This window comes from Corallococcus aberystwythensis, assembly GCF_003612165.1.
GTDB lineage: Bacteria > Myxococcota > Myxococcia > Myxococcales > Myxococcaceae > Corallococcus > Corallococcus aberystwythensis.
This window is the reverse complement of the sequence record NZ_RAWK01000002.1, coordinates 44,499-61,209: the sequence shown is the minus strand read 5'-3', so window position 1 is coordinate 61,209 and position 16,711 is coordinate 44,499. Positions and strand designations below refer to the sequence as shown.

Below are 16,711 nucleotides of genomic sequence, written 5' to 3'. Positions count from 1 at the left end.
CGCTACGGACCCCGGAGGACGGTGAGCCCCTGGTCGGTGAGGACGAGCAGCATGCTCGGCTTCACATTGGGCTCGTAGACCATCTGCAGGACGCGCTGGCCGGACACGTCCCGCACCTGGGCCAGCGTGGTGCCGTCCGCTTCCAGCCGCCAGAGGCCCGCGCCGTTGGTGCCGATGTAGAGCGCGCCGTCGTCCGTCGCCTTGAGTGACTGGATGCGGTTCGTTGGCAGCCCGGCGAGCTTCGACCAGTTGCCCGCGGAGCGGGACTTGGGCGTCAGCGCCCAGACGCCGTACTCCGCGCTGCCCAGGTAGTAGCGGCCCGAGGTGACCTGCTCGAAGGCGCGCCAGTAGTCATCCGTGGCCTGACCGTTGAGCGCCTCGTTGTAGCTCTTGAACTTCCAGGGCGTGGGGCCATCCCAGGTGAGCTCGCGGTCCCAGTCCTCCAGCTTCGGGCTGGGCGCGAGCACGCCGAGCATCTGCTCGTTGGCGACGAGGACATCCCCGTTCTGCCCGATGCCGAGGCCGTGCATGTACGGACACTGCAGCGAGCCCCATTCCGAGCCGTCCTCGTAGAGGTACCAGCCCGGGTGGCGGTGGCTGTTGTAGGTGAGCCCCTGGATGCGCGTCACGCCGTGGTTGGTGGTGATGTAGAGGTCGCCCCGGTCGCGGCCGCGCGTCACGCGAGCGCAGTTGAGGACGGAGCGGTCCTCCTCGTAGTGGAAGTCATTGGTGTTGTGGATGCCCGCCTGCCGATCCTTGTTCGACGCGCCGGTGGTGCGCCACAGGTGCTCCTCCAGCGTGACGCTGCCATCCGGCTGGACGCGGACGGCGTCGAGGTCTCCCTTCTGGTACTCGGCGAAGCGCTCGGGCGAGTAGCCCGCTTCGCCGCTCCACGGGATGTACGTGCGTTGCTCGATGCCCTCGGCACGCTTCATTTCGTTGGCGGTGTAGCCCACGTACGCGCGTCCGGCCTCACCGCCGCAGATGACCGAGGCGCCGGTCGCGAGCGCGGTATCGCCAAACGGTTCACGCGCCTGGCCGACGCCGGTGGTCCACGTCGGAGCTGTATCGCCGGGGCGCAGCACGCCGATGCGGCGGCCGTCGAGGAGCCAGAGGTTCAGCCCTTCATCGACGCCGACGCTCTGGGGTTTGCCGGCGCCGAACGAGCGCGTGTAGTCGAGCACCGCATCCGTGGGCCACGGGCCCGCGTCGGGTGTTTCGCCGGTGCCGCCATCGGGATCGGGATTCGTCCCTGCGTCGGGGATTCTGCCCGCGTCCGGCGTCCCGCCATCTTCGTCAGGAGGGGGCGTGCCGGCGTCCGGAATGGAACCCGGAGGGGGGAGCGAGGGAACTTCGTTTCCATCGGTCGGATCGGTGACCGGATCATCCTGTGGATCAACTGTCGGAGAGTCGTCGCTGCAACCTGCCGACAGCAAAGACATCACCACCAACCCCGCCCCCACCACGCCTGCGCGAATCCCCATCCGTGTGTTCCTCCACGGGGGCTTCTTGGCAAGACCCGGGCCAATGTGTTTCGCCGAGCGTGAGGTTCGACGAAGTCCTATGCGTCGCGGTCCACTCGTTTCCCGACGAAAAGCCGCCGCGTGTCGACTCGCGCGAGGCACCGCGCACCGCTCGCGGAGCAGGCGATGGGGTCGAGGCCCGCCGCATCACAGAACGGGCGCCGTTCCTGAGTTCCCAGGTCAAGCACCGCAAGGGCCGCACCCGCATTCCTGCGTCTCTTTTCACCTGCGTGCTCGTCGACCACCATGACGGCATCCGGTCCGGCCCAGAGCATTGGCAGTTCATACGATGTGTAGAGGCCGTCAACTCCAAGGGGCGCCTGCATTGCCTCCCGCGCCCACGCCCGGAAATCCCCTGGTGACTCCGTTCGAGTGCCGCCCTCAAGCGTCAAGACGGTGGGTACGCCATCGCGCTCGGCGCAGACGCCGAGCACGTCACCCGCGAAGCACAACTTCGCGAAGCCGAACGTCAGGTGTTCGTCGCTCCGAAGCACCTCGCGTACTTCACCTGTGTCGACGTCGATGACGACAACGGCCGCGGGATCCTTCTGTCCGTAGCCCTGGGAGCGTCCGTTGACGAATCCAGGAGTAACGAGTGCGAGCGCGAGTTGCCGATGCGTACCCGCGATGGCCGTACAGAGCCCGGGGAGTTCGAAGACCTCGTGACCTTCGATCGCGACCGCTGAATGTCCCCAGCGCCACCACGCCGTGGCGAGACGCTCCCCTGCGAATGAGCCAACGGCATGTGTCGTCGGCTCATTGAACACGCGTTTGAAGTCCCGGTATGTCGCATCTACATGAGCACGTGTGCCCACAAGGGCACGGGTGAGTTGGGCGACCAGGCGACGTCGTTGGTGGGGACTGCGTTCTTCGAGTTCAGCGATGCCAAGGCCTCGCGCGGTGTGCAGGAGGAACTCGCATCCTCCGTCATCACCGATGGATACCACCTCTGTCTCGAAGCCCACTCGGTGAGTGGGCTCGCTCGGTGTCGCACGTACGCAGAAGAGGGAGCGCGGCACGCCAGGTTCGAGCGACACGGGCACTCCGAGCCAGCGCGCCACCTTCTCTACGAAAGCGGCGCCCACCTCCGAGTTGGCAGCATCAATGCTGCTGTCATTGATCCAGACCCCGTCATCCATCACGTAGCGTGTGCCGAGTGGATGCTCTTCCATCTTGAGCTTCAGTCGGAGCGGAGTCCTTTTTTCAAGTCCTGGGCGCGCGAATGACAACACGCGTGCTGACGGCACCTCTTCGCCCTCAATGAGCTTCAGGGAGATGTCAACCCAGCGCTGTCCAGCGAGTTGCTCGATGACTTCGTTGAACCCATCGGAGGCAGAGCGCTCGAGCGCCGCCCCTACCGCAGGGGAGATGCGCGCGCCTTCAATCGTGGGCTTGAAGCGTTGCTCTTCAATCTCGACGCCATGGAAGAGCAGGCCGTCCAGCGTGTATCCCGACAGCATGACCTTGCCCGTCGGCGCAGCCTGCGCGATCACCATCGCGGTGCTGCCATAAAGAGAGATGTGCAGGGCATCGCACCCGAGCACGCGCGCGATGAGCCCCAGCCTGTGCTCGCCCGAAGTTCCGGGTTCCGCGAGCAGTTCCAAGGGAGCCGTCTTGACGACGGACCAGCCTCCAAGCCCGGTCCCGAACGCGAGGGCCCAACGGTCGGAGGTCGCACCGGTTCCGTACTGCATCCGGTCCCACTTCTCGCGCTTGCGCCGAACGTAGGGCGCCGTCACAAGCCCTTCCGCGAGGCAGAGATCGCGGATGGCATGTCCCAGCGCGTCGAGATCATCCGTCCGGAAGAGCGTCACCTGTCCCCATTCACCCATGGGACGCCGTATATCGGAAGCAGGAGGTGCGAGCGCGGTTTGAAGCCTGCCTCTCGCAACGAGGGTACGCAATACCCCGGAAGGGTGATGGTTTGGCGAGGCCTGCGCGAGTTACCTCCTGCGGTAAGCTTTCCTCGTGACCTCAAGTTCTCGCGCTCAGACTCCACGCTGGTCCATCGAAGGCGACCGGTTATGTATTTCGCTGACCGCCCTTTCGGCGGAGCTGACATCTCGTGTCCAGCTTCGTTGGGAGGGGTGGAGGTCGAAGGGGTGGTGTGATGAACAACGCCTGTGCTTCTCCCGCGAGCAATGGCTTGCATTGGGCCGTCCCGGTGATGCGAGCGCGGACGAGGAAGAGCGCGGATATCTGCGCGAAGAGTGGGCTTCCTTGCAGCATCTGCTGATGGACCTGCTTGGACTTGAGACGCAGTCCATTCGCTGGGACGTCGTGGGCATTCCCGGTGGTGCGAGGGCCCAGTACAAGGTCCGGGTTGATGACGAGCCCGTCTCCGTGACAGGAAATTCTATGCCCTGGGTGATGACCCCCCAGGAGGGGACGCCTCGTCCCCTGACACCCTCAGCTGCCTGGGCGTGCTCCGAAGCGCGTCTCGCGACCCATGCGGCCGCGCAGGAGCAGCTGGCGGTGGTCATCCGGTTGCGTGGCGTACTGGAGGACGTCAGCGGTGTGCTCGGCGGCCGGATCCAATTCAGCCCTTCTGGCTATCTCAAGACCTTCGAGCCGCGTCCGGTGGTCCGGTTGGGACTGCGCTGGGAATCCGATGCCGAGGCCACGGAGCTCGTCTCCTTGCAACCCTTCGCGGTTTTCGAGGATGGGACCCAGGCACCGTTTCCTCTCTCATCGGTGCGACCAGGGGGAATCGCAGGGAACGATAACAGGCGGCCCTTGCTGCTTCCCGAAGGCACCGATGAGGTCCTGGCGCGGACCCGGCCCCTGCAAAGGCGACTGTCGGTCGACGTGACGCGGGAGATGCATGACCCCTCGCTCCTGATTCCGGAGGGACGGAACCTCGATGCCAGCCTGGACCTCTCGCAGTACTCACCCCGGGTCGCGGGGTTCGAAGTCCTGCGAGGGCGACAGCCCGGTGAGGGCCGCGAAGCCACCGGATTGAGCTGGTACGAGCAGTCCACCGCGCAGGAAGGCTTCACGCTGACCCTCCATGTCGATGATGGCCCACTGCGGCTCCAGTTGAGCTCGCGAGAGGAGGCGGTGGAGATCCTCCAGAAGAATGATGCCGCGCTGGCGGAGGTGAGCCCTCGCCCCCTGACCGTCGGGGGACAGCAACTGCTTCCCACCGAAGCCCTGAGCCGCCAGCTCCGGATCGCGCTCAACCTGTCGGAGATCTCCCCGGACGAGGAGGCCCTTGATGAGGCGTCTGCCGGAGCGCTCCGGCCCGGAGGAAGGGTCGGCGCCATCATTCGGGAAGCGGCGAACTCCGCCGAAGACGGGAAGCGCTCACCTGCGCCGCCTCCCGTCCCATGGGATTTATTGCGCGGTGCCTTCCAGCCTGGGGTGACCCTCAAGCCGCACCAGGAAGAAGGCCTGTCCTGGCTGTGGCGACACGCCCAGGTGGGCTCCCCCGGCGTGCTGCTCGCGGACGACATGGGATTGGGCAAGACCTTGCAGGTCGCATGCTTCCTGACCTTGAGGCTGCTCGCGGCGGGTGGAGGGGGGCGGCCCCAGCTCGTGGTTTGTCCGACCATCCTGCTCGACAACTGGAAGCAGGAGCTTGCCCGTTTCTTCCAGGAGGATCTCTGGAGAGAGCCGCTCATCCTGCATGGGGCGGAGCTTCAATCCGTCAAACGCGGCGACGGACTCAACACCGAGTTCCTCGCACAGCAGCGGTTGATCATCACCAACTACGAAACGCTGGGGGCCTACCAGCGCTCCCTGTTGAAAGTGGACTTCGACGTCGTCGTCTTCGACGAGGCGCACAACCTCAAGAACCCGGACACGTTGCGCTCTCGAGCAGCCCGGGCGCTCAAGCGCTCCTTCGCAATCGCGCTCACAGGCACGCCGGTCGAGAACGAATTGTTCGACGTCTGGGCCATCTATGATGCGATCCAGAGCCGTGCGCCCAGAGTCTTCGGCCCGCGGGCTTCCTTCCGAGAGGAACACGGGGACGAACAGGGGGCAGCGACGCTCCGGACCCGGCTGCGATACCCGTCCAACGACAGCACCCTCATGCGCCGCGAGAAGGCGGAGGCGCTCAAGGATCTTCCAGAGAAGCGCTACCATCGGCATGCCGTCGAAATGACGGCGCTTCAGGAGGAGCAGGAGCGGCTCATTGCCCAGCAAGCTTCGAAGCGTGGGGCGTTCTGGGCCCTCGCGGCGCTCCAGAAGCTCTACCAGCACCCCGCATTATTAACGGACGCGCGCGGGATGAACGCGGGGACCACGCTCCGAGAGAGTCCGAAGACCCGGCTCTGCCTGGACCTGCTGGAACAGGTGGAAGGCCGTGCGAGCGGCGGGAGCGCAGAGAAAGCCCTCGTGTTCGTCCTCTCCCTCGCCATGCAGGAACTCCTGTCGGGAATCATCAAGGAGAAATTCCGGCTGTCGTCCGTTCCCATCATCAACGGGGAGCCCGAGAACCGGCGGGTGGCACTGGCGTCCATCCAGACGTTCTCCCAGGCCAGGGGATTCCAGGTTCTTCTCCTGAGCCCCCTCGCCGCGGGCGCAGGGCTCAACATCGTCGCCGCGAACCACGTTATCCATTACGGGCGCTGGTGGAACCCCGCCAAGGAGGACCAGGCCACGGACCGGGCCCATCGCATCGGCCAGGTCCGGCCCGTCCACGTCTACTACCCGCTGCTGCACCGGCAGGGGCGCGCGGACGCGGGGTTTGACATGCGACTTCACGAACTCGTCGAGCGCAAGCGCTCGCTGGCCCGTGATTTCCTCGCGCCCGTTCCGGAAGAGGCGCGGCAATACGCAGGTGTGTTTCAAGAGGGGGAAAGCTGAGCCATGCTCGAACTGTCGGTCCTGCAAGATGGGTCGCTGCGGATTCCGCTGTTGATCATCGTGTCATTGACGCTCGTGTCGCTGGGCTCCGTGGCATGGCGCCGGTGGCGGCTGGCGCAGGCTATCCAGGACGTGGAGGTCCACCTGGTGGATCTGCTGTCTGGCCGGCGTGAGGAGCCGGACGCCCGGGATGAGGGCCGCGCGCTGTGGCGGGCCGTCCGGGAGCAGCTCGTTTTTCCTCCGGGCCGGCAGGAGTTTCCGGGCCCCGTCCTCATGCGCTCATCACCCTCGCGGGAGTTGCGTGAGACCTGCCGCGCCTTGTTCCGGCATTCCGTGGGGCATGGGATTGGGAGGAACCTGACGGGCATCGCCCTGGTCATGACCTTCGGATTGCTGGGCGTCGTGTTGGTGGGGCCGGTCCAGGCGGCCCTGACGAGCACGGGCACGGATGGCGCCTCGCAGGCGGACCTGCTCTCGCAAGCCATTGGCAAGATGGGCGCCAAGTTCTTCATCTCCGCCGCAGGCCTGCTGGGAACGCTCTTCTTCCAAGCGTTTGCCTTCTCCTCCGAGCGACAACTCCTGAAACGGCTGGACGCGATGCGCGCGAGCTTCGAGCGCCACACGCTCACCCTGGACGCGCACGAGATCTCGCTGGCTTCTGCCCGCCGGGATGCACTGGGGGCGTTGAAGACCGAAGTCGTCCAGACCCGCAAGGAACTCTCCGACCGGCTGTCTCACCTGGAAAGCGTCGAGGTGTCGCTCCAGGACATCGGGACCGAGGTCCAGAAGAACTTCGGGACGATGATGAAGGAGCAGGTCGGGGATGTCATCACGAGGCAATTGGGTTCGGTCGAGAAGGCGGTGCGTGAAATCGCGGCGGAATTCCAGAGGTCCATTTCGATGGACTTCACGGCGGCCATGCAAGCTGAGATGGCCAGCATTCGCACGCACCTGGGTGCCATCCAGCAGGCGCTCGCGGGCCAGCAGGAACACGACCTGGGGCGGATCCTCGAACAGCTTCGCGACTCCGTGTCCGGCGGGTTCCATACCCAGTCCCAGGACATGGCGCGCCAGATGGCCGGGCTCGTGGAGGTCCTGCCCCGGTTGGAGCAGCAGTTCGAGGTGATGACGCAGAGCCTGGGGAGTCATGCGCGTCAGTGGGGCAGCGAGAACCAGCGTGCCGTCGAGGCCCTGGGCGAGAAGGTGTCCGAATTGGTCGGAAGCTTCGACGGTGTCAGGAACAAACTGGAGGGCAGCGGCTCCAACATCGTGAGCAGCTTCAAGGACGTGCTCACGGAAATGCGCGAGAGCTCCAGCGAAATGGTGCGCCTCGCGGCGCAGGCCTCGTTGAACATGCAGACCAGCACCGTGCAGCAGTCCGGTGTCCTTCGCGAACAGTTGGAGGAACTCCGCGTCCGGTCCACATCCGACATGGGCCAGTTCCAGGCCCAGTCCCAGGAGTTCTCCAGAGTCATGGGGGAGACTCAGGCAGGGCTGCGCGGCCTGACGAAGCAGATGAGCGACGCGGCGGAGAAGCTGGCTGCCGCGTCCCGGGGCGTAGGCGAGTCCCATCACAAGGCAGGCGCGGTCTCCGTGAAGATGGAGGAGGTCGCTCAGCGGTTGATTGATACGGCCAATGCCTTCCAGCGGCTGTCCCAGGAGCGGTCGAGCGTGGTGAAGCAGGAGGAGACGCTCCTCAACGCCCAGCGCGAGGCCGTGGACAGGGTGGGCCCGATGCTCAATGCGTTGACGAAGAACTACGAGGACTCCGTCACCCGGCAGGCCCAGATCCTGAGCAGTCAGTGGACGGAGGTCATGCATCGGCTCGACTCGGTGGTGGATCGCTCTTCGGGGGAGCTCGTCCAGGGCGTGGACGACCTCACGGAGACGGTGCAGCAGCTCAAGGAGTCCTTGAGGCAGCAGGTGACGCGGCGATGAGCTCCTCGGGCGAAAGCAGTGACCGGTCGCTCGCGGACCTGATGGCGGGCGTCGCGGTGGTCTTCCTGCTGCTGGCCGTCATCTTCATCCTCGAAGCGCGCAAGCAGCGCGAGGAGGCCATCCGGGACAAGGAGGTCGCCATCGGCAAGGTGGACTCGCAGAAGGACGGGGTGCAGGCCTCGCTGGTGGCACTGCGGGAGGACCTCGTGGTCCTGAACTCAGGGCTGGATGGAGGCTTTATCGCGCTGAGCGGTCTGGACGGCGGAGTGAACGCGCTGGAGATCGAATTCAAGAACCTCCAGTTCGGGCTTGGTGAGTGCCGCACGCCCCCTGAGTATGTGGAGCAGTTCCAACGAGGTGCGGTTCCCCTCATCCACCGGGTCTGCGAGGCCGTGGATGCAATGCGTGACGCGGGGGCTGAGCCGTCCATCATCCTCGAAGGTCATACGGACGACCGTCCGTTCCTGGGCACCAGTGGCGAGTGCGGCGTACGCAATGGGATTGCCCGGTTCAGCTTCGAGAACAACGTCCGTGCCAGCGCGTCACGTGCGCAGGAGGTGTTCTTCACGGTGCGAAATCAGCTCCAGGACGCCGGCTACGAGCGTGACTGCCTGGATGCGAACTTCGTTGTCTCGGGACGCGGCCAAACCGCACCCCGGCCCGGAACGGCTGGAAATGAGCCGTCCAACCGACGGCTCGTGCTTCGTGTTCGCGGCGACTTGCGTTTGTAGAGGGGGGAGAGATGGGACTGGACGATTGGCTCGATGAGGTGGGCGAACGGCAGAAGGTTGTCCTGGCCGGTCTCGGGACGTTCCAGCAGCAGGTGGAAGAGGGGATGCGGCAACTCGTCCTCCGGGTCGAGACAGCCCAACAGCGGGCGGATGACCGTGAGCCTGACCGCCTCGTCCGGATGAGACAGACGCTGGACGTCGCGGCGGTCCTCAAGAAGCTGCAGGAGCGGGACTTCTCCAGCCTGACCCGCCGGGAGCAACGCGCGGTGCCGGGCCTGTGGCGTGAGGTGGGGCCGGAGCGCATGGCTTGGTTCCTCGACCAGAGCCCGGACAGCCTGCCCCGGCTGGTGCGGCAGCGGCTTCGCGACTGGAGCTCATCCGAGGACGCTGCTTCACAACGCGTCTGGGCTCGTCTGGTGGGGCAGCGCGCCCTGGAGAAGCGCGCACTACGCTGGGCGCTTCCCATGTCCGTCGAGGACGCATTGGGCGCCAATGGGCCCCTCATGCTGGCGGTGCATTGGCTGTCCCATCCACTCGGTGGCGTGGTCGAGATGCTCAAGAATGCCGGCCTCAAGCCTGGGGCCCCCTACGCGGGGCACGTCATCGCGAGGCATCTCCGGCAGAGGCTCAATGCCCGGAAGGACGTGTCGGAGGGCCTGAAGTTCCTCGTGGATGTGCCCTTGGGGCGGACGTGGTTGCCGCACAACAACATGGATGACGTCGCGGTTTCGGCTCCGCTGGAGTCTCGTGTCGCCGTGGTCTCCGCCGCCTTGGAATGCTGGGCCCATGGTCAGGTCGCGCCTGACGTCCGGGGACGGCTTGAGGAGCGGTTGATCATCCGGGACAGCGTCTTCGGGGACCCCCGGCTGACGACCTTGACCCAGGGCTGGGATTCTGTTCGCAAGGTGGATCAGGCGGCATTCGATACGTTCCTGACCGCGCTCATCCAGCAGGACCTGGAGTTCTTCTTTGAACGTGCGATGCACGAGCAGGACCGGCGGAAGTTCTGGTTGAACTACCTGGGGTCGATCCGCCGGACCACCTGTTGGCTGGACTCCGTGACGTATGACGCCCTGAAGTCGAGGCTCGCGACGCTGCCAGCCGAACAGCAGGCCGCGTTCCGACGCGCTAAACGGCTTCCAAGGGGCGATGTCAGCGCATTCGAGTTGTCGTTCGGAAGGCACGTGGCGGTGGAGTTCTCGAGGACTGGAAACGCCACCTACCTTTACGAGCAAGAGAGAGATTCGACCCAGGTGCTGAGACGGGGGGCGGTTGAAAGTGCACGCGACCTCAAGAGTTTGGGCGCGATCCGGTTGGTCCACGCCACTGGCTGGCAGCTCCGCTTCGAGCAAGCGCTCCTAGAACTGGGAATCGCGAAGGACCGCCCAGTGAAACGCAACGCGCGCTGAGCCGCTGGACCTTGCGATGCTCTCTGTCAGGTGGACCCAGGCCGTCGCGTCAAGGCGGCGCGCCATCTGGCTGCCTTCACCCACGGATCCTCGCCATGTCTCAGGAACGCTTCACGACAAGCCGCGAGGTGTATCACCGGATCCGGTGGGACTCCCGGCTCGATGCCCGCGAATTCGTCGTCGGTTACGACGCGCACCGGGGCGCGATGGAGGAGATGCCCTTCGAGGCGTTCGTCCCCGATGGTGAGATCCCCTGGCACCGCGTCTGGTACTTCAAGCGCGGGCCCCAGGTGGTGTGGGATCGCAAGGAGCGCATCGACCTCCTGAGCAACGCCCGGCCCGCGGAGGAGCCCGCGTCATCTCCGCTCCTCGCGGTGCCGGGCTTCACGCCGCTGCCCGCATGGCGGTTCGACGCACGCACTGGCGCTTGGAGCGAGGCCTCGCTTGCGCCGGGCCCCGCGCTTCACACTCCCGCCGCGCTCACCGTTGCCACCTTCAACGTCCTCTTCGACCTGTACGACGCGGAGTTGCTGGCGACCGAGCGCAGGACCCCGGCGGCACTCGCGCTGCTCCGCGAGACGGACGCGGATGTCATCGCGCTTCAGGAAGTCACTCCGTCGTTCCTCCGGACCCTGCTCGCTGAACCCTGGGTGCGCGAACGCTACTGGCTGTCCGACGGTCCTGGCGCGCATACCGTGGCGACCTATGGTCAGGTGCTGTTGTCGCGCGTGCCGCTTGCCTCCGTGTGGCAGCGCGTCTTCTCCCGGGACAAGCGCCTCATCGCCGCCGAGCTGCGCCTCGCGGAGGGCCCGCTCTGGGTGGCCACGCCGCACCTGACGAGCAACCGCGATGCGTCCGGAGCCTCCGCGCGTGCCGTGCAGGTCGAGGCCCTGCTCGAATGGGCCCGCGTGCTGGGCTCCACGAGCGATGCCGAAGCCCCGGACCTGGTGCTGGCCGGTGACTTCAACTTCGGTGACGGAGCGCCGGAAGCAGCGTCCTTCTCGCGCGCGGGCTTCGTGGACGCGTGGTCCGCGCTGCGGCCTTCGGAAGAGGGGGAGACGTTCAACCCCCTGTTGAACACCCTGGCGGCGCTCACCACCGTCTCGGGGCGGCTCCAGCGGTTGGACCGCGTGCTGGTGGCGTCGCCTTCGGGCCGGCTCGCTCCAGAGTCCGTGGGCCTCTTCGGCGAAGCGCCCCTGGCGGGACCGCCCGCGCCCACGGGGCAGGCCCTCTTCGCATCGGATCATTTCGGACTGCGCTGCGTCCTGCGCCGTGAAACCGTTGCATCCCCCGTGGGGCTCGCCGCGCGAACCTCCACGGCGCTTGTCCACCACACGGCGCTGGTGCTCATTCCTCCCGATGACGTCTGGGGCCCCATCCAGGCCCTGCGTAAAAAGCACGACGCGAAGTTCCAGCGGTGGATGCCTCACATCACGCTGCTGTATCCGTTCGTGCCCGAAGAGGACTTCGAGACGGCGGAGGCGCTCCTCGTGGATGCCCTCCAGGGCGTTGAACCCTTCGACGTGACGCTCTCCACCTTCGGCCACTTCGAGCACCGCGCCAACGCGACGGCGTGGCTTCGTCCTGATGATCAGCCCTCCGGTGCGCTCGCGGCGCTGCACGTGAAGCTCGTGGCGGCCCTGCCCGAATGCGCCACCTCCGCCCATGGCGGCTTCACGCCGCACCTGTCCATGGGGCAGCTCCCGCTCTCGCCGGACATCGCCCGCACGCTCGCCGAGTGGCAGCGGAACTGGCGTCCGTTGAAGTTCCGCGTGGGTGAGCTCTGTCTCATCCGGAGGAAGGGCGACGCGCCCTTCGAGGTCATCCGGCGCATTCCCCTTTCACGGACCCGGGCGGCAATGCCAGAGCGCGAAGACGCGCCGCTGCGGGAGGCCCTGGCTTCCATTGGCGCCAGTGACTCCCAGGCGGGACACGCCGCCAGGACCGCGGCGGTGGAGCAACTGCGCCAGCACTGTGAACGGATTGGCACCACGCTGCATCCCTATGGCTCGTATCTCCTGGGCACGGATGGCGCGGGCAGTGATGTGGACGCCGTCGCCATCGGCCCGGCCAGCCTTTCCCGCGAGGACTTCGCGCGAGCGCTTCTCCACGAACTGGCACCAGGCTCGGCTCGCTACGTGGCGGACGCCGCCATCCCGCTGGTGAAGGTGTCACTCGGGGGCGTGAGCTTCGACCTGGCCTATGCGAGCCGTCCGGAGGGCGTGCCCCCTGGCGATCCCCTGACCCTGGTCGAACAACATGGCTCACAGCTCGACTCCGCGGGGCTCCGCGCCGTGCTGGGACTGGCGGACACGTTGGGCCTGATGGACGCCATCGCCCGTGACGGCGGACGGGCCGAACGGTTCCGTGCCTTGCTGCGAGCGGTGAAGAGCTGGGCCCGGGCGCGGGGCATCTACTCACATGCGTTGGGTTATCTCGGTGGGCTGTCGTGGACGCTGCTCGCTGCGTGGGCCTGCACCCGCGCGACCCCGGACGCCCTGCGGACCGACGCGGCGTTGCTCTCGCACTTCTTCAACACCTTCGCCTCCTGGCCGTGGCCCCAGCCCGTGACGCTCACGCCCGAAACGGCGCGCTACCGGCCCGACGGCAAGCGCGACCTCCTGCCCGTCATCGCCCCCGCGCTCCCCGCGCGAAACACCGCGCGCAACGTGTCGCGGTCCACGTTCCGCGTCATCCGGGAGGAACTGCTCCGTGCCCGCGAGTTCGTGGCCAACGCTCGCGCTTCGGGAACGCCCTCCGCGTGGACGGCGCTCTTCCAGCCGCTGGAGGCCAACGCGGCCCCACCCACCGCGTTGCGCCTGTCCGTCGAAGCGGCCTCCGCTGAAGACCGCGAGGCCGTCGCGGGGTGGATCCTCGGACACGTCACGGCCCTGGTGTATCGCCTGGAAGGCGACCGGCGTCTCTCCGTGCGGCCCCTCCAGCCCCCACAGGCTGGAGGGACGCTGCTCATCGGGCTGGAGGCGCGCGAAACGGCCGCGTTGTCCTGGCAGCCCTCCAGTCCACTGGCCGCGGCGGTGGAGGCGTTCCGCGCGTCCTTCCTGGAATGGACGCGCCGCCCATCCGGCGCGGTGCTCCAGGCCGAGCTCGTCCGTGGCAATGACAGCTCACGGAGTGACACACCCACCCCGTAAAGCCTTTCTCACTTCTGTCCCGCGAGCCACGAGCCCCAGCGCACGATCCGCGTGCCACCCTCTGACTCGTGCTTTCCACCGGCCTCCACGCGCTCGGTGCTGCTGGCGAGCGGCTGGAAGCGCGCCTCGTATGGCAGGCCCGCGAGCCCCGGGGCCCAGGGCTCAGCCGCGTAGGTCTGCATGAAAACGCGCTCGGTGCCTTCCACGTTCTCGCGGCCCTGCTCGATGAGGGCGGGGACGTCGCGGCCCTGCGCGCTGAACGTGCCCCGGGTGCCGGCGGCGGCGGCGGCGGGCGGCCACTCCTCCGAGGCGACCACCTCCCAGGGCAGCCCCATCAGCAGCTCCTCCAGCGGCTCCGGCTCGGCCTGGGAGAAGTCGGAGCAGGGGGCGGCACTGCCTTCGGCGGGGCCCTCGGTGCGCAGGAGGTAGCCGCGCTCCGCGGTGAAGCACACGCGCTGCACGCCCGGCGCGGGCCCCACGTCCACGAACCGCTCGTAGTACGCGCCCGGGCCCAGGGGCCGCTCCATCGCGGGCGCGGGAGCGCTGGCCTCGGCCGAGCCCTCACGGACCTCACGCAGCGTCAGCTGGAAGCCTCCCGGCGTGCGGAAGCCAGCGGACTCCGTGCCCGCTTCAATCAAGCCGCGCGTGAGGTACAGCGGGCCTGGCGCGTTGGCGTACACGCGCGTGCGCAGGGGACCGTCGAAGGAGCGCTGGTCGCTGACGTAGCGCATGGCCTCCCAGCTCCTGCCCGCGCTGGAGGCGACCTCGGCGGTGGCCTTGCCTCCATGCGGCACGTCCAGCGGACGCGTCATGTCCGCGCGCACGGGGAAGAGCAGGTCCTGCGCCAGTCGCGCCTGGGGCAGGGGCTTGCCGGCGTCATCGCTGAAGGCCGCGCGCACCCAGACCCAGGGTTGCTGTACGGCTACCACCTCCAGCGTCAGCTGCCCTTGAAGGGTGCGCGCGGTTCCGCCGCGAGGCCCAGGCCCCTGCGTCGCGTGGAAAGAGTAGGTGACGCGATCTCCCACGCGTGCGCGCGCCCAGGCCTCGGCGGACTGCACGGACGCGGTGTCCTGGGACCGCGTGTCGGACGGTGAAGGGCCGCTCGACTTCGAGCTCTCGCAGCCGGGGAGGAACGACAGGGCCGCACCCAACAGCGCGGCAAGGGGAAGGGAAGGGCGCATGGTCATGGGGACGGGATATCCGGGGAGCGGATTCAACTCCCAGTTTTCACGCGCTCTGCGTGTATTTCACGAATAGTGGGAGTAAATCCGACCCCGGGGAGGGTGACTGATAGGAAGACACCTCTGTCCGAAAATCAGTGAGAACCCGTTTGAGCCGCAAAAGAGCTTGGCTCCCAAGCACTTACGGCTCCGGCTGTCACGTCACGTTACGCTCAGATTCTTGGAAGCTGGAGTATCCGCGCACCATGAAATTCAACAAAACCGAGTTATTCCCTCTGACGTAACGCTGGCCCGGCAGTTGCTCAGTGGCGGGGCAAGCTGTCCGCGGCTGACGGGAAGGTCAGGCGGCAGCGGATCTCCCCCGAACCAGAGGAACGACTCATGTTCAAGAAGGCGGCAGTCCTCGTGGCGAGCTGTGGTGCGTTGGTGTCCGGCTGCGGTACCGACCTGGAGAACGAGAACCAGGAGATCGTCTCCAACCTGATCGAGGCCGGTTTCCCCGCGTCCGACATCATGGAGGCTGACGGTCTGGTGTACGTGGGCCGTGACGCGCACGTGAGCCTGGAGGCGTCCCGCGAGATGCTCCAGACGGGCAAGGAGACCCAGGAGCAGTACCGCACGACGAACACCGTCGGGACGAGCGTGACGAAGATCTGCATCAACCCCACGTCCGGGTTCAACAGCTACAGCCGCCTCAGCGCGGGCCTGGATGCGGCCATCCAGAACTACAACCAGCGCGGTCTGCGCATCACGATGGCGCGCGGCCCCACCACGGGCTGCACCGCGAACATCACCGCGACGACCATGTCCGGCGCGGGCGGCTCCGCGGGCTTCCCGTCGGGCGGCCGTCCCTACGGCACCATCAACATCGGCACGGGCCTGCAGAGCTACAGCGCGGACGTGAACGAGCACGTCATCACGCACGAGCTGGGCCACGCGATCGGCTTCCGTCACTCGGACTACTACAACCGCTCCATCAGCTGCGGTGGCGCCGCCACCAACGAGGGCACCGCCGGCGTGGGCGCCATCCTCATCCCCGGTACGCCGAGCACCGCCACGGTGGGCGGCTCCATCATGAACTCCTGCTTCCGCTCGACGGAGAACGGTGAGTTCACCAGCTCCGACATCACCGCGCTGAACTACTTGTACTAAAGGCTGGCGTTGCGACCCCATGAGTCCTTCATGAGTCCGTGGGGTCGCAACCTCGCGGGCACCTTCCTCCTCCTGGGCCTGATGGCCTGTGGAAAGAAGGAGGTGCCCGCGGTTTCCCATCCGGCAGTCTGTGAGAGTCCTGCGGCGTCGCGGGTGCGCCAGCCTCCGGAGGTGCGCGGCCAGACGCAGTGTGGCCCGACCGCCGACTTCACCCCCATCAACAGCTACCAGGGCGAGTTCGCCGACGTCGCGCAGACGAGCGAAGACGCGGTCGTCCTGATTGACGGGCGCTGTACCGGAACCCTGATTGAAGCGAGCGCGGGCCCCGTGGTGGTGACGGCGGGACACTGTGTCGCTCTTGGGGACCGGCCGCTGCTCGTCTTCAACTTCGAGGACCAGTCCGACGGTGACCCGCTCATCACCGAGGGCACCGTCATCGAGCAATCGCTCGAACCCGACTACGCGCTCATCCAGCTCGACGTGTTGCCCAAGGTGACGCCCGTCCTGCTGACGGCCGTGCCCAGCGAGCGGCTGGCGATCATCCAGCACCCCCGGGGAAAGCCCAAGGTCATCGCCGAAGGCGAGTACCTGGATGCTTGTAATTCATTGGTCTACTACGTGGACCTGGACACCCTGGTCGGAAGCTCCGGCGCGGGTGTGCTCAACCGCCAGGGCCAACTGCTGGGCATCCACACCGACGGTGACTGCGACGAGACCGGCCGCGGCGCCAACCGGGGTTGGACGATGGAAGCGATTGTCGCGGCGTCGCCGTACCTGGTGGACGCAGACATCGTCGCGCGCTGAAGCCAAGGG

At 66.8% G+C, this 16,711-nt stretch carries 10 protein-coding genes; 7 read left to right on the top strand and 3 right to left on the bottom strand.

Annotation, left to right across the window (positions count from 1 at the left end; translation table 11 throughout):
* Positions 1 to 2: 2 nt before the first annotated feature.
* Positions 3 to 1,184 carry a hypothetical protein gene (locus tag D7W81_RS00580; RefSeq protein ID WP_244226895.1) on the bottom strand — a complete coding sequence of 394 codons (1,182 nt, stop codon included), beginning with the start codon at positions 1,182 to 1,184 and terminating at the stop codon, positions 3 to 5.
* 377 nt (positions 1,185 to 1,561) lie between these two features.
* Complete coding sequence (locus D7W81_RS00575; protein WP_120553350.1) at positions 1,562 to 3,337, bottom strand: hypothetical protein; 1,776 nt, start codon at positions 3,335 to 3,337, stop codon at positions 1,562 to 1,564.
* Positions 3,338 to 3,743: 406 nt separating this feature from the next.
* Between D7W81_RS00575 and D7W81_RS00570 the strand changes: the two genes are divergently transcribed.
* The 5 genes from D7W81_RS00570 (at position 3,744) to D7W81_RS00550 (ending at position 13,565) form a co-directional block, all read left to right on the top strand.
* Positions 3,744 to 6,335, top strand: coding sequence for a DEAD/DEAH box helicase (locus D7W81_RS00570; RefSeq protein WP_244226894.1), 2,592 nt, complete (start codon positions 3,744 to 3,746; stop codon positions 6,333 to 6,335).
* A 3-nt stretch (positions 6,336 to 6,338) separates the two neighbouring features.
* Entirely contained in the window at positions 6,339 to 8,273 is a 1,935-nt protein-coding gene (locus D7W81_RS43200) for a coiled-coil domain-containing protein (RefSeq protein WP_244226893.1), read from the top strand.
* Positions 8,274 to 8,314: 41 nt separating this feature from the next.
* Positions 8,315 to 9,004, top strand: a complete 690-nt coding sequence (locus D7W81_RS00560; RefSeq protein ID WP_244226892.1) for a hypothetical protein — start codon at positions 8,315 to 8,317, stop codon at positions 9,002 to 9,004.
* Between the two features lie 11 nt (positions 9,005 to 9,015).
* Positions 9,016 to 10,413, top strand: coding sequence for an EH signature domain-containing protein (locus D7W81_RS00555; protein ID WP_120553347.1), 1,398 nt, complete (start codon positions 9,016 to 9,018; stop codon positions 10,411 to 10,413).
* 95 nt (positions 10,414 to 10,508) lie between these two features.
* Positions 10,509 to 13,565: a poly(A) polymerase gene (locus D7W81_RS00550; protein ID WP_120553346.1), complete on the top strand. Its 3,057-nt coding sequence runs from the start codon at positions 10,509 to 10,511 to the stop codon at positions 13,563 to 13,565.
* An 8-nt stretch (positions 13,566 to 13,573) separates the two neighbouring features.
* Here the strand turns inward: D7W81_RS00550 and D7W81_RS00545 are convergent, their stop codons facing one another.
* Complete coding sequence (locus D7W81_RS00545; RefSeq protein ID WP_120553345.1) at positions 13,574 to 14,752, bottom strand: DUF6068 family protein; 1,179 nt, start codon at positions 14,750 to 14,752, stop codon at positions 13,574 to 13,576.
* A gap of 375 nt (positions 14,753 to 15,127) precedes the next feature.
* On the opposite strand from D7W81_RS00545, the gene D7W81_RS00540 reads away from it, so the two are divergent.
* Both D7W81_RS00540 and D7W81_RS00535 read left to right on the top strand, forming a co-directional pair.
* Positions 15,128 to 15,898, top strand: a complete 771-nt coding sequence (locus tag D7W81_RS00540) for a zinc-dependent metalloprotease (protein ID WP_120553344.1) — start codon at positions 15,128 to 15,130, stop codon at positions 15,896 to 15,898.
* A gap of 30 nt (positions 15,899 to 15,928) precedes the next feature.
* Positions 15,929 to 16,702, top strand: a complete 774-nt coding sequence (locus D7W81_RS00535) for a trypsin-like serine peptidase (RefSeq protein ID WP_120553343.1) — start codon at positions 15,929 to 15,931, stop codon at positions 16,700 to 16,702.
* The last annotated feature ends 9 nt before the right edge of the window (positions 16,703 to 16,711 follow it).

Coding starts and splice junctions, on each gene's coding strand:
- D7W81_RS00550 (WP_120553346.1), top strand. CDS start 10,509: ATGTCTCAGGAACGCTTCACGACAAGCCGCGAGGTGTATCACCGGATC.
- D7W81_RS00555 (WP_120553347.1), top strand. CDS start 9,016: ATGGGACTGGACGATTGGCTCGATGAGGTGGGCGAACGGCAGAAGGTT.
- D7W81_RS00560 (WP_244226892.1), top strand. CDS start 8,315: ATGGCGGGCGTCGCGGTGGTCTTCCTGCTGCTGGCCGTCATCTTCATC.
- D7W81_RS00540 (WP_120553344.1), top strand. CDS start 15,128: ATGTTCAAGAAGGCGGCAGTCCTCGTGGCGAGCTGTGGTGCGTTGGTG.
- D7W81_RS43200 (WP_244226893.1), top strand. CDS start 6,339: ATGCTCGAACTGTCGGTCCTGCAAGATGGGTCGCTGCGGATTCCGCTG.
- D7W81_RS00545 (WP_120553345.1), bottom strand. CDS start 14,752: ATGACCATGCGCCCTTCCCTTCCCCTTGCCGCGCTGTTGGGTGCGGCC.
- D7W81_RS00535 (WP_120553343.1), top strand. CDS start 15,929: ATGAGTCCGTGGGGTCGCAACCTCGCGGGCACCTTCCTCCTCCTGGGC.